The sequence below is a fragment of the Rouxiella aceris genome (assembly GCF_012933545.1).
GTDB classification, from domain to species: domain Bacteria; phylum Pseudomonadota; class Gammaproteobacteria; order Enterobacterales; family Enterobacteriaceae; genus Rouxiella; species Rouxiella aceris.
On sequence record NZ_JAADJU010000006.1, the window covers coordinates 161,854 to 174,710 of the forward strand.

General features: G+C 54.3%; 11 protein-coding genes. All 11 read left to right on the forward strand.

Features of this window, described 5'->3' with window-relative positions:
- The first annotated feature begins 95 nt into the window (after positions 1-95).
- The 11 genes from cra to murG all read left to right on the forward strand — a co-directional run bounded on the left by cra (position 96) and on the right by murG (position 12,849).
- Positions 96-1,100: a catabolite repressor/activator gene (gene cra, locus GW590_RS12875; RefSeq protein WP_169403451.1), complete on the forward strand. Its 1,005-nt coding sequence runs from the start codon at positions 96-98 to the stop codon at positions 1,098-1,100.
- Between the two features lie 700 nt (positions 1,101-1,800).
- The gene (gene mraZ / locus GW590_RS12880) at positions 1,801-2,259 is read left to right on the forward strand and encodes a division/cell wall cluster transcriptional repressor MraZ (RefSeq protein WP_169403452.1); all 459 of its coding nucleotides are present in this window, start codon (positions 1,801-1,803) and stop codon (positions 2,257-2,259) included.
- A gap of 2 nt (positions 2,260-2,261) precedes the next feature.
- Positions 2,262-3,200 (forward strand): 16S rRNA (cytosine(1402)-N(4))-methyltransferase RsmH, encoded by a 939-nt coding sequence (gene rsmH, locus GW590_RS12885; protein WP_169403453.1) that lies wholly within the window; start codon positions 2,262-2,264, stop codon positions 3,198-3,200.
- Positions 3,200-3,520 (forward strand): cell division protein FtsL, encoded by a 321-nt coding sequence (gene ftsL, locus GW590_RS12890; RefSeq protein ID WP_169403454.1) that lies wholly within the window; start codon positions 3,200-3,202, stop codon positions 3,518-3,520. The genes rsmH and ftsL overlap by 1 nt, the downstream gene beginning before the upstream one ends.
- A gap of 60 nt (positions 3,521-3,580) precedes the next feature.
- A complete protein-coding gene (locus GW590_RS12895) occupies positions 3,581-5,344 on the forward strand; it encodes a peptidoglycan glycosyltransferase FtsI (RefSeq protein WP_169403455.1) in 1,764 nt (587 codons plus the stop codon).
- Entirely contained in the window at positions 5,331-6,818 is a 1,488-nt protein-coding gene (gene murE / locus GW590_RS12900) for a UDP-N-acetylmuramoyl-L-alanyl-D-glutamate--2,6-diaminopimelate ligase (protein ID WP_169403456.1), read from the forward strand. Before GW590_RS12895 ends, murE begins: the two co-directional genes overlap by 14 nt.
- A complete protein-coding gene (murF, locus tag GW590_RS12905) occupies positions 6,815-8,176 on the forward strand; it encodes a UDP-N-acetylmuramoyl-tripeptide--D-alanyl-D-alanine ligase (RefSeq protein ID WP_169403457.1) in 1,362 nt (453 codons plus the stop codon). Before murE ends, murF begins: the two co-directional genes overlap by 4 nt.
- Entirely contained in the window at positions 8,170-9,252 is a 1,083-nt protein-coding gene (gene mraY, locus GW590_RS12910) for a phospho-N-acetylmuramoyl-pentapeptide-transferase (RefSeq protein WP_169403458.1), read from the forward strand. Before murF ends, mraY begins: the two co-directional genes overlap by 7 nt.
- A gap of 2 nt (positions 9,253-9,254) precedes the next feature.
- Positions 9,255-10,571, forward strand: a complete 1,317-nt coding sequence (murD, locus tag GW590_RS12915; protein ID WP_169403459.1) for a UDP-N-acetylmuramoyl-L-alanine--D-glutamate ligase — start codon at positions 9,255-9,257, stop codon at positions 10,569-10,571.
- The gene (ftsW, locus tag GW590_RS12920; RefSeq protein ID WP_169403460.1) at positions 10,571-11,785 is read left to right on the forward strand and encodes a cell division protein FtsW; all 1,215 of its coding nucleotides are present in this window, start codon (positions 10,571-10,573) and stop codon (positions 11,783-11,785) included. The genes murD and ftsW overlap by 1 nt, the downstream gene beginning before the upstream one ends.
- Positions 11,782-12,849, forward strand: a complete 1,068-nt coding sequence (gene murG / locus GW590_RS12925) for an undecaprenyldiphospho-muramoylpentapeptide beta-N-acetylglucosaminyltransferase (RefSeq protein WP_169403461.1) — start codon at positions 11,782-11,784, stop codon at positions 12,847-12,849. Before ftsW ends, murG begins: the two co-directional genes overlap by 4 nt.
- Positions 12,850-12,857: the final 8 nt, after the last annotated feature.

The window sequence follows — 12,857 nt, forward strand, 5'->3', positions numbered from 1 at the left end:
GCACTGACTGCTTTCGCAGCCGCTTGCCGCTTTTGCGCCACGCGCGTTCTGGCGTGTGAGAGAGTAGAGTACTTACTTATATTAAGGGGTTATTGGTGAAACTGGATGAAATCGCGAGGTTAGCGGGTGTTTCGCGTACCACTGCCAGTTATGTAATTAATGGCAAGGCGAAGCAGTATCGTGTCAGCGATAAGACAGTTGAGAAAGTGATGGCTGTCGTCAAGGAACATAATTATCACCCTAATGCCGTCGCGGCAGGATTGCGCGCGGGCCGAACCCGTTCTATCGGGCTGGTGATCCCTGATTTAGAAAATACCAGCTATACCAAAATCGCCAATTATCTCGAGCGACAGGCGCGACAACGCGGCTACCAGTTGCTGATTGCCTGCTCCGAAGATCAGCCGGATAATGAGATGCGTTGTGTTGAGCACCTGCTGCAACGCCAGGTGGATGCCATTATCATCTCCACCTCGTTACCCCCTGAGCATCCTTTTTATCAGCGCTGGGCCAAAGATGATTTTCCGATCATTGCCCTCGATCGTGCCCTTGATCCCGAAAATTTTATCAGCGTGGTGGGTGCCGATCAGGACGATGCCGTTATGCTGGCGCAAGAGCTGCGTGAGTTTCCGGGGGAGAGCGTGCTCTATCTCGGCGCCTTGCCCGAGTTGTCGGTGAGTTATTTGCGAGAACAGGGTTTTCGCCAGGCGTGGCAAGGCGATCCCCGTCAACCCGACTATCTGTATGCCAACGCCTATGACCGTAACTCAGCCGCTCTGGTGTTTGCCGAATGGCGCAAAACTCATGCCATGCCCAAGGCCTTGTTCACCACCTCTTTCCCGCTGTTGCAGGGGGTGATGGATGTTACGCTCAAGCAGGAAGGCCGCTTGCCGGTTGATTTGGCGATTGCCACCTTTGGAGACAATGAGCTGCTGGATTTCCTGGAATGCCCGGTTTTGGCGGTGGCGCAGCGTCATCGCGACGTTGCCGAGCGTGTGCTGGAACTGGTGCTCGCCTGTCTTGATGAGCCGAAAAAACCGAAAGCCGGATTGACCCGCATTCGCCGCAATTTGTTTCGCCGTGGCCGTCTGAGCCGGAAATAATCCCCGAGTTCAGGTAATTTCAACAAATTATCTGAACTCGTCCTTCGCAAATCTTCTTTCTGATGCAATCCTTACATAACAATACAAAATGCATGGGTAAAATCCGCGCAACGTGATGCGTCATTGTCTTAAAAAGAGACAGCGGGCAAAGAATAAGAGCATTCTCAGGAAAATATCCATTTGAAAATGTTTTGGCTAATAAAAATGGAATAATCAATTTTAAAAATACGTTAATACTAAGGGCTATTCTGCTGTAGAATTCCGGCCTTAATTTGATCCGACATTTTTGGTCCGCACGTCAGTCCTGACAAAGGCTGGTGGCAAGGGGCCTGGCGAGTTGTCTGGAACATTTTTGCGGTAAAACGTTGGGGCTTTGCATTAAGTCAAACTCAACGGCCGTGGTTTAAGAAATGAGAGATCGATAGCAGAAGAATATAAATAGATAAATAATGTACAAATTGTTCCCTTTTTGAGCGTTGTTATTATTTAATTGAAATTTCCTCATCTAATCATGACGTTATTTTTTATACCCCACCGTAGAAAACTCCTTTCATCGGTTCCTGCTTAACTCATCGCCTGTAAATAATCAGAATCCACTGCCTGTGCGGCTTGACAAGGTTTTAAAAGCATCCGTAAACTCCTTTAAGTGGGAATTTGTGGTGTAAAGTGGTGAAAAGGGTCATTGAGGGGTAGCTCGAGTATGTTCCGTGGGGCAACGATGGTTAACCTCGACAGCAAAGGGCGGCTTGCCGTACCTACCCGTTATCGGGATTTGCTGAGCGAAGAGTCGCAAGGTCAGATGGTTTGCACCATCGACCTCCATCACCCATGCCTGCTTCTTTACACCTTGCCCGAGTGGGAAGTGATTGAACGAAAATTGTCCCGTCTGTCGAGCATGAATCCCGTTGAGCGCCGAATTCAGCGTTTGTTACTCGGGCATGCCAGTGAATGTCAGATGGATAGCGCCGGACGCCTGCTGATCGCCAGTACTTTGCGACAGCACGCTGGGCTTGCCAAAGAAGTGATGCTGGTTGGGCAGTTCAACAAGTTTGAACTGTGGGATGAACAGACCTGGTATCAACAAGTCAAGGAAGACATTGACGCTGAACAATCGGCTCGAGAACCGCTTTCCGAGCGATTACAGGACTTGTCACTATAAGTATGCTTGAAAATTATAAACATACCTCCGTGTTATTGGATGAAGCCGTTAACGGGCTGAATATTCGCCCAGATGGCATTTACATTGATGGGACCTTTGGTCGCGGTGGACACTCGCGTCTGATTTTGTCTCAGTTGGGGCCGCAGGGACAGTTGCTGGCCATCGACCGCGATCCTCAGGCGATCGAAGCGGCAAAAGCGATCGACGATCCGCGTTTTTCCATTGTGCATGGTCCGTTCTCCGAGCTGGCACAGTACGTACAGGATCGTGGGTTGGTGGGCAAGATCGACGGTGTATTACTGGATCTTGGCGTGTCATCGCCGCAGCTTGACGATCCGGAACGCGGTTTTTCGTTTATGCGTGACGGACCTCTGGACATGCGCATGGATCCCAGCCGGGGATATTCCGCCGCCGAATGGTTGCTGAAGGCTGAAGCGGATGATATCGCCTGGGTGCTGAAAACCTTTGGTGAAGAACGTTTTGCCAAGCGCATTGCGCGTGCCATTGTTGATCGCAACCGCGAACAGCCGATGACGCGGACCAAAGAGCTGGCTGATTTGATTGCCAATGCCTCGCCGTTTCGTGAAAAACACAAGCATCCGGCGACGCGTAGCTTCCAGGCAATCCGCATTTATATCAACAGCGAGCTGGAAGAGATTGAACGTGCGCTCGACGGCGCACATGAAGTGCTGGCAGCCGATGGACGTTTATCCGTCATCAGTTTCCACTCGTTGGAAGATCGTATTGTGAAACGGTTTATCCGTCAGCACAGTCGTGGACCGCAGGTGCCTGCGGGGATCCCGATGACTGAAGCACAATTGCAAAGTCTTGGCGGACGGACACTGAAATCCCTCGGCAAGATGATGCCTTCGGACGCCGAAGTGGCAGAAAACCCACGGGCGAGAAGTTCAGTACTGCGTTTTGCGGCGAGGAGCGCGTAATGATAGGTAATGAGCGTCATGGTTTGGTCGGCGTTATTTTCAGCGACATTATGCGCAATGGGAAAATACCGATGCTATTGCTGATTGCGACTTTGGTCAGCGCCATGGCGGTTGTCACCGTATCACATAAAACGCGGCTATTAACGGCGCAGCGCGAGCAACTGGTATTGGAAAAAGATGCGTTGGACATTGAATGGCGCAACTTGATCCTGGAAGAGAATGCCCTCGGCGACCATAGCCGGGTTGAGCGCATCGCCACCGAAAAATTGCAGATGCAACACGTAGATCCGGCACAGGAAACCATTGTTGTGCAGCCATAGGATAACGATTCAGGGATCGAGGTAACTTAGCCACCAGCTCATGGAGATGATAAGCGACAGATGAAAGCAGTCAGGGCCGCGAAGTTCAAGCGTCAGGAAGATAAAGCCAGCTTTGTAAGCTGGCGTTTTGCGTTGCTCTGCGGCTGTATTCTTTTTGCTCTGCTCGGTTTGATGCTGCGCGTGGCCTATCTCCAGGTGATCAATCCCGATCGTTTGGTGAAAGAGGGCGATCTGCGATCTTTGCGCGTGCAAACCATTCCGACCTCGCGCGGCATGATTAGCGATCGTGCCGGCAGGCCGCTGGCAGTCAGCGTACCGGTCAATGCCATCTGGGCCGATCCGAAAGAAGTCAACGAGCGCGGTGGCATTACGGTGGATAGCCGCTGGAAGGCGCTGGCCGATGCACTGGGTATGCCGCTCGATCAACTCACTGCGCGGGTCAATGCCAACCCCGCTGGCCGTTTTGTCTATCTGGCGCGTCAGGTCAATCCGTCGATTGGTGAATACATCCACAAGTTGAAACTGCCGGGGATCTTCCTGCGTCAGGAATCGCGTCGTTATTATCCTGCCGGTCAGGTTACGGCGCACGTGATCGGCGTGACCAATATTGATGGCCAGGGGATTGAAGGCGTTGAAAAAAGCTTTGACCATTGGCTCACCGGGCTCCCGGGAGAGCGTACGGTGCGCAAGGATCGCTTTGGCCGCGTGATTGAGGATATCTCTTCGGTGGACAGCCAGGCGGCACACAATCTGGTGCTGAGCATTGATGAGCGCTTGCAGGCCCTGGTCTACCGTGAACTGAATAACGCCGTCGCCTTTAACAAAGCCGAGTCCGGCACCGCAGTGTTGGTTGATGTGCGCACCGGCGAAGTACTGGCGATGGCTAACAGCCCGTCCTACAACCCGAATAATCTGGCGGATACGCCGAAAGATACCATGCGTAATCGCGCTATCACCGACATCTTTGAGCCGGGTTCAACGGTTAAACCGATGGTGGTTATGACGGCGCTCAAGCAGGGTGTGATCAGAGAAAATAGTGTCTTAAACACCCTGCCCTATCGAATTAATGGCCATGAAATCAAAGATGTGGCCAGATACTCCGAGCTTTCGGTGACGGGTATTTTACAGAAGTCGAGTAACGTCGGTGTGTCAAAGCTGGCGTTAGCGATGCCATCCGCAGAGCTGGTAGATACTTACTCGCGATTCGGATTGGGTAAACCGACCAATTTGGGACTGGTTGGAGAAAGCAGTGGCTTATATCCCAAAAAACAACGGTGGTCTGACATAGAGAGGGCCACCTTCTCTTTCGGCTACGGGCTAATGGTGACACCTCTCCAGTTAGCGCGAGTCTATGCAACCATCGGCAGCCTGGGCATTTATCGTCCGCTGTCGATTACCAAAGTTGATCCACCGGTTTCCGGTGAGCGTGTTTTTCCTGAACCTCTGGTGCGGACCGTGGTCCGCATGATGGAAAGCGTTGCCCTGCCGGGCGGTGGTGGCGTTAAGGCTGCTATCAAAGGCTATCGCATTGCCATTAAAACCGGGACCGCCAAGAAGGTCGGCCCCGACGGCAAATATGTGAACAAATACATTGCTTACACCGCAGGCGTTGCGCCAGCGAGTAATCCTCGATTTGCTCTGGTGGTCGTGATTAACGATCCCCAGGCGGGTAAATACTACGGTGGTGCAGTTTCTGCACCGGTATTTGGCGCCATTATGGGCGGCGTACTGCGCACGATGAATGTCGAGCCAGATGCTATACCGACGGGCGTGAGCGATGAAATTGTCAATAATCAAAAAGAGGCTTCAGGTGACAGATCGTAATTTACGCGACTTACTTGCACCGTGGGTGAGTGATGCCCCGCAAGCGGTGCTGAAAGATATGGTTCTCGACAGCCGCGCTGCGGCTGCCGGGGACCTGTTCGTCGCGATTTCCGGCCATAGCAGCGATGGCCGTCACTTTATTCCTCAGGCTATTGCGCAGGGTGTAAGTGCGGTAGTGGCAGAAGCGCAAGGTCAGGCTGAACATGGCTCCATCAGCATGCAGCACGGCGTTCCTGTTATCTACCTGCAGAATATCAATTTGTTGCTGTCGGAGATTGCCGGGCGTTTTTATCAGCAACCGGGTGCGGCGCTGCGTCTGGTGGGCGTCACCGGCACCAACGGTAAAACCACCACCACGCAACTGTTGGCCCAGTGGACGCAAATGCTCGGCGAGACCAGTGCGGTGATGGGGACCGTCGGTAACGGCCTGCTTAATCACGTGGTTCCTGCGGAAAATACCACCGGTTCGGCGGTTCAGGTACAGCAAATTTTGCGCGATCTGGTGCAGCAAGGGGCGACCTTTGCGGCCATGGAAGTCTCTTCACACGGCCTGGTGCAGCATCGCGTTGCCGCGCTGCCGTTTGCCGCCGTGGCCTTTACCAATCTCAGCCGGGATCACCTCGATTACCATGGTGATATGCAAAATTATGAGTTGGCGAAATGGCAGTTGTTCTCCAGCCATCAAAGCGGTCAACAGATTATCAATGCTGATGACAGTGTTGGGCAACGTTGGTTGGCCAAACTGCCGGGTGCGGTTGCCGTCAGCATGGAAAATAAATTACCTACAGATTGGCAAGGGCGCTGGTTATCGGCGCGTAGCGTAAGCTATCACGATAAAGGTGCCTCGCTGATCGTCGAGTCCAGTTGGGGCGAAGGTACCCTTGATAGCCGCTTGTTGGGGGCCTTTAACGTCAGCAATCTGTTGGTAGCGCTGGGGACCTTGCTGGCGCTGGGTTATCCGCTGAAGGCGTTACTGGAAACCGCGCCGCAGTTGCAACCGGTGTGCGGTCGTATGGAAGTCTTTCACGCCGCAGGAAAACCTACCGTGGTGGTCGATTATGCCCATACCCCGGATGCGCTGGAAAAAGCGCTGGCGGCGGCGCGTCTGCACTGTCACGGTAAACTCTGGTGTGTCTTTGGCTGCGGCGGTGACCGCGATAAAGGCAAGCGTCCGCTGATGGGCGGTATTGCCGAGCAGTATGCCGATCGCGTAGTGGTCACTGATGACAACCCGCGCAGTGAAGATCCTCGTGCCATTATTAACGATATCCTTGCCGGCTTCCTCGATGCCGGACGAGCATTGACCATTCCCGGCCGCGCGGAAGCGGTAACCAGCGCCATTATGCAGGCGTCAGAAAACGACCTGGTATTGATTGCGGGTAAAGGCCATGAAGATTACCAACTGGTCGGCAAGCAGCGTCTGGATTACTCCGACCGCCTGACCGCGGCAAGTTTGCTGGGGGTGATGGCATGATCCCGGTTTCTTTGCAGCATCTGACGCAAATTCTCGATGCCGAACTGGTGGGTAGCGACAAGCAGATTGACCAGGTCACCACCGATACCCGGCAGATTGTTGCCGGTTGCCTGTTTATCGCCCTCAAGGGCGAAAAATTTGATGCTCATGATTTTGCCGCCGACGCGGTACAGGGTGGGGCAGGGGCGCTGTTAGTCAGTAAGCACTTACCTATTGACGTACCCCAGCTGGTTGTGGCCGATACGCGAATTGCACTGGGTAAACTCGGTGCCTGGGTTCGTCAACAAGTGCCCGCGCGTATTGTGGCGCTGACCGGCTCGTCGGGCAAAACCTCGGTAAAAGAGATGACCGCGGCCATTTTGCGCCAATGCGGTAATGTGCTCTATACCGCAGGCAACTTTAACAACGATATCGGCGTGCCGTTGACCTTGCTGCGCTTAACCGCAGAGTATGATTTTGCCGTGGTGGAGCTGGGTGCCAATCATCCCGGTGAGATTGCTTACACTACCGAACTGACCCGTCCGCAAACGGCGCTGGTGAATAACCTTTCTGCTGCCCACCTTGAAGGTTTTGGCTCACTGCAAGGTGTAGCCCAGGCCAAGGGCGAAATTTTCTCCGGGCTGCCGGCTGACGGCATTGCCATTTTAAATGCCGATAGCCATGATTGGCCGCGCTGGCAAACCCGTATCGGCGACAGAACCGTCTGGCGTTTTTCACCAGACAAAGCTGCCGGCATCGACTTCTTTGCCAGCAATGTCCAGGTCAGTGCCTTCAACACCGTTTTCCGGCTTCACTCCCCGCAAGGTGAAATCGATGTCAGTTTGCCACTGCCTGGCCGCCACAATGTGGCCAACGCGCTGGCTGCTGCGGCGCTTTCGCTGTCGGTCGGTGCCACCCTTGAGGCTGTGCGCCAGGGGCTGGCTACGCTACAGGCGGTTAAAGGCCGTCTCTATCCTGTACAGTTGGCCGCAGGCAAAACGCTGCTTGATGACAGCTATAACGCCAATGTCGGTTCAATGACCGCCGCGGCGCAGGTTCTGGCCGATATGCCCGGATACCGCGTGATGGCATTAGGGGATATGGCAGAACTGGGTGACGAAAGTGAAGCCTGCCATCGGCAGGTCGGTGAAGCCATTCGTCGGGCGGGGATCGATAAGGTTTTGACGGTGGGTCGCCTTAGTCAGGCAATCAGCGACGCCAGCGGTTGTGGCGAACATCTTGAAGATAAAGCGGCTTTAACATCTCGTTTAGCCAGCTTGTTATCTGAACATGCGGTAATTACCGTGCTAATTAAAGGTTCACGTAGTGCCGCGATGGAGCAGGTAGTACGGGCATTACAGGAGAATGCAACATGTTAGTTTGGCTGGCCGAACATTTGGTCAAATATTATTCAGGCTTTAACGTCTTTTCCTATCTGACGTTTCGCGCCATTGTCAGCCTGCTGACGGCTCTGTTTATTTCCCTGTGGATGGGGCCGCACCTGATTGCCTATCTGCAAAAACTGCAAATCGGCCAGGTGGTACGTAACGACGGGCCTGAATCGCATTTCAGCAAACGCGGGACCCCGACGATGGGGGGCTTGATGATCCTGTTCTCCATCACTGTGTCGGTACTGATGTGGGCCTATCCGTCAAACCCTTATGTCTGGTGCGTGCTGTTTGTGCTGGTGGGCTATGGCATCGTTGGTTTTGTTGATGATTATCGCAAAGTGGTGCGCAAGAACACTAAGGGGCTGATCGCCCGCTGGAAATATTTCTGGCAGTCGATTATTGCGCTGGCGGTGGCTTTCACCATGTATGCGGTAGGCAAAGATACCCCGGCTACCGAGTTGGTGGTGCCGTTCTTTAAAGACATCATGCCCCAGTTGGGATTGCTCTATATCCTGCTGAGTTACTTCGTGATTGTCGGTACCAGCAACGCCGTCAACCTTACCGACGGTCTCGATGGACTGGCGATTATGCCCACGGTGTTTGTGGCTGGCGGCTTTGCTCTGGTGGCCTGGGCCACTGGTAATATGAACTTTGCCAATTATCTGCATATTCCGTATCTGCGTCACGCCGGTGAGCTGGTGATTGTCTGTACGGCTATCGTCGGTGCCGGGCTGGGATTCTTATGGTTTAACACCTATCCCGCTCAGGTATTTATGGGCGACGTCGGCTCTCTGGCACTGGGCGGCGCGCTCGGGACTATTGCCGTGTTGCTGCGTCAGGAGTTTTTGTTAGTGATCATGGGGGGCGTGTTTGTGGTTGAAACGCTGTCGGTGATTTTGCAGGTCGGGTCCTTTAAGCTGCGTGGCCAGCGTATTTTCCGTATGGCACCAATTCATCATCATTATGAACTTAAAGGTTGGCCAGAACCGCGCGTGATCGTGCGCTTCTGGATTATCTCGCTGATGCTGGTGCTGATTGGCCTGGCGACGCTGAAGGTGCGTTAATCATGACTGACTATCTGGGTAAAAAAGTCGTCATTATCGGGTTGGGGCTGACAGGCCTCTCCTGTGTTGATTTCTTTGTTTCACGCGGCGTCACCCCCCGTGTTATCGATACCCGCGTCAGTCCGCCAGGACTCGACAAGTTGTCGGAAAATATTGAACGCCATTTGGGCTCACTGAACGAAGAGTGGCTGCTGGACGCTGATTTAATCGTCGCCAGTCCGGGTATGGCGCTGGCCACCCCGGCGCTGAGTGCCGCAGCCGATGCCGGTATCGAAATTGTCGGTGATATCGAACTGTTTTGCCGCGAAGTCCAGGTGCCGATTGTGGCGATCACCGGCTCGAACGGTAAAAGCACCGTCACGACCCTGGTGGGGGAGATGGGTAAAGCGGCCGGATGGCAGGTTGGCGTTGGCGGCAATATCGGTTTGCCGGTGCTGAGCATGCTCGGTCATGACTACCAGCTGTTTGTGCTGGAGCTGTCCAGTTTTCAGTTGGAAACCACCCACAGCCTGCATGCGGCGGCGGCCACGATTTTAAACGTGACTGAAGATCATATGGATCGCTACCCATTTGGACTGCAGCAATATCGGGCGGCAAAATTAAAAGTCTATGAAAACGCTAAATTATGTGTGGTTAATGCCGATGATGCTCTGACCATGCCGGTTCGTGGCGCCGATCAGCGCTGTGTCAGTTTTGGCGTTGACGTCGGTGATTATCATCTGACTCAACAGCAAAATGACATCTGGTTGCGCATTCGCGGGGAGAAAGTTTTTAACACCCGCGAAATGCCGCTGACTGGCCGCCATAACTATACCAATGCCCTGGCGGCGCTGGCGCTGGCCGATGCCGTGGGCATCCCGCGGGCATCAAGCCTGAAAGCGCTGACCACCTTTACCGGGCTGGCACATCGTTTTCAGGTAGCGTTGATCCATAACGATGTGCGCTGGATTAATGATTCCAAAGCCACCAACGTCGGCAGCACCGAAGCGGCGTTAAACGGCTTGCAGGTTGAGGGTACCCTGCATCTGTTGCTGGGCGGCGATGGCAAGTCTGCGGATTTCTCGCCGTTGATCCCTTATCTGCAGGGCGACAAGCTGGCGGTGTACTGTTTTGGCCGCGATGGCGGCGAGTTGGCCGATCTGCGTCCTGAAGTGTCTTCGCTGTATGACACCATGGAACAGGCGATGCGCGAGATTGCCGGGCGAGTGAAAGCCGGGGATATGGTGTTGCTTTCTCCGGCCTGCGCCAGCCTGGATCAGTTCAAGAACTTTGAACAGCGTGGCGATATCTTTACCGCACTGGCTAAGGAGCTTGGTTGATGCGTGTGCCGGGATTAGGCCTGCTGGGTCGCTTGGTTGGCAAGAGCAACGACTGGGTGATGGGGGCAAAAGAGAACGATAGCCCTACGCTAGTGCTTTATGACCGGACCCTGCTGTGGCTGACGTTTGGCCTGGCGATTGTCGGTTTTGTGATGGTGACTTCAGCCTCAATGCCGATTGGACAGCGGCTGGCCAACGATCCCTTTATGTTTGCCAAGCGTGATGCGATTTATCTGGTGTTGGCTTTTATTCTCGGCCTGATCACCCTGCGGGTACCGATGCTGGTCTGGCAGAAATACAGCAACGTTTTATTACTGATTTCCATCATTATGCTGTTGGTGGTGTTGGTGGTGGGTAGCTCGATTAACGGGGCTTCACGCTGGATCTCTCTCGGACCGTTGCGTATTCAGCCCGCCGAGTTTTCCAAGCTGTCGCTGTTCTGTTATCTCGCCAGCTACCTGGTGCGCAAGGTCGATGAAGTACGCAGCAATTTCTGGGGTTTCTGCAAACCCATGGGCGTGATGGTGATCCTTGCCGTGTTGCTGTTGGCACAGCCGGACCTCGGCACCGTGGTGGTGCTGTTTATTACTACGCTGGCGATGCTGTTTTTGGCCGGCGCGAAAATGTGGCAGTTCCTGGCGATTATCGGCTCGGGAGGTTTTGCGGTTTGTCTGCTGATTGTCGCCGAACCTTACCGTATGCGACGGGTAACTTCGTTCTGGAATCCCTGGGCCGATCCGTTCGGCAGTGGCTACCAGTTAACCCAGTCGCTGATGGCCTTTGGCCGCGGTGAGTTTTGGGGGCAAGGCCTCGGCAATTCGGTGCAAAAACTGGAATATTTGCCTGAAGCACATACCGACTTTATCTTCTCGATCCTCGGCGAGGAGCTTGGCTATTTCGGTGTGGTTTTAGCATTGTTAATGGTATTCTTCGTCGCTTTTCGTGCCATGTCGATTGGCCGCCGTGCTCTGGAACTTGACCAGCGGTTCTCGGGTTTTTTGGCCTGCTCAATCGGCGTGTGGATCAGCTTTCAGGCGCTGGTCAACGTCGGCGCTGCGGCGGGGATGTTACCGACCAAAGGTCTGACGCTGCCACTGATCAGTTACGGTGGTTCCAGCTTATTGATTATGTCCACGGCCATTACGCTGCTGCTGCGGATAGATTTTGAAACGCGTCTGGCAAAAGCCCAGGCGTTTGTAAGGAGTGCCCGATGAGTGGCAAGAGCAAGCGTTTAATGGTGATGGCTGGCGGCACCGGAGGCCACGTTTTTCCCGGGCTGGCTGTGGCCCATCACCTGATGGCGCAAGGCTGGGAAGTTCGTTGGCTGGGGACGGCCGATCGTATGGAAGCGGACCTGGTGCCGAAGAATGGCATCGAGATTGATTTTATCCAGATCTCCGGATTACGTGGGAAAGGTCTGAAAGCGCAACTGACTGCCCCGATTCGCATATATCATGCGTGGCGGCAAGCGAAAGCGATTATGCGTCGCTTCCAGCCAGATGTGGTGTTGGGCATGGGCGGTTATGTTTCCGGGCCTGGCGGTTTGGCCGCCTGGTCCTGCGGTATTCCGGTGGTGTTGCATGAACAAAACGGTATTGCCGGGCTGACCAACCGTTGGTTGTCGCGCATTGCCAAAACGGTATTGCAGGCATTTCCCGGCGCTTTTCCTCATGCTGCCGTGGTGGGTAATCCGGTACGTACCGATGTGCTGGCGCTGCCGCTGCCTGATGTGCGTTTTGCCGGACGAGAAGGCCCGATCCGCATTCTGGTGATCGGTGGCAGTCAGGGCGCCAGAGTCTTGAATCAGACCATGCCGGAGGTTGCGGCATTGCTGGGGGATCGTATCACCCTGTGGCATCAGGTGGGCAAAGGTGCACTTGAGACGGTCAATCAGGCTTATCAACAGGTCGGTCAGACGCAACACAAGGTCACCGAGTTTATTGATGATATGGCGCAAGCCTATGCCTGGGCCGACGTCGTGGTTTGCCGCTCCGGCGCGCTGACGGTCAGTGAAATTGCCGCCGCAGGATTACCGGCCATTTTTGTGCCTTTCCAGCACAAGGATCGCCAGCAGTATTGGAATGCGTTGCCGCTGGAAAAAGCCGCTGCCGCGCGAATTATTGAACAAAAGGATTTTAACGCTGGCGCAGTGGCCGACATATTGGCGGGCTGGGATCGGCAGAGTCTGCTGGAGATGGCCCGTAATGCGCGTGCAGCGGCTATCCCTGATGCGACCGAACGCGTTGCTGCCGAAGTCGTGGCGGCAAGCAACAAATGAAAATGAAC

Excerpts from the sequence above, each read along its gene's own strand:
- murG (WP_169403461.1), top strand. The coding sequence starts at position 11,782 with ATGAGTGGCAAGAGCAAGCGTTTAATGGTGATGGCTGGCGGCACCGGA.
- GW590_RS12895 (WP_169403455.1), top strand. The coding sequence starts at position 3,581 with ATGAAAGCAGTCAGGGCCGCGAAGTTCAAGCGTCAGGAAGATAAAGCC.
- ftsW (WP_169403460.1), top strand. The coding sequence starts at position 10,571 with ATGCGTGTGCCGGGATTAGGCCTGCTGGGTCGCTTGGTTGGCAAGAGC.
- mraZ (WP_169403452.1), top strand. The coding sequence starts at position 1,801 with ATGTTCCGTGGGGCAACGATGGTTAACCTCGACAGCAAAGGGCGGCTT.
- rsmH (WP_169403453.1), top strand. The coding sequence starts at position 2,262 with ATGCTTGAAAATTATAAACATACCTCCGTGTTATTGGATGAAGCCGTT.
- ftsL (WP_169403454.1), top strand. The coding sequence starts at position 3,200 with ATGATAGGTAATGAGCGTCATGGTTTGGTCGGCGTTATTTTCAGCGAC.
- murD (WP_169403459.1), top strand. The coding sequence starts at position 9,255 with ATGACTGACTATCTGGGTAAAAAAGTCGTCATTATCGGGTTGGGGCTG.
- murF (WP_169403457.1), top strand. The coding sequence starts at position 6,815 with ATGATCCCGGTTTCTTTGCAGCATCTGACGCAAATTCTCGATGCCGAA.
- mraY (WP_169403458.1), top strand. The coding sequence starts at position 8,170 with ATGTTAGTTTGGCTGGCCGAACATTTGGTCAAATATTATTCAGGCTTT.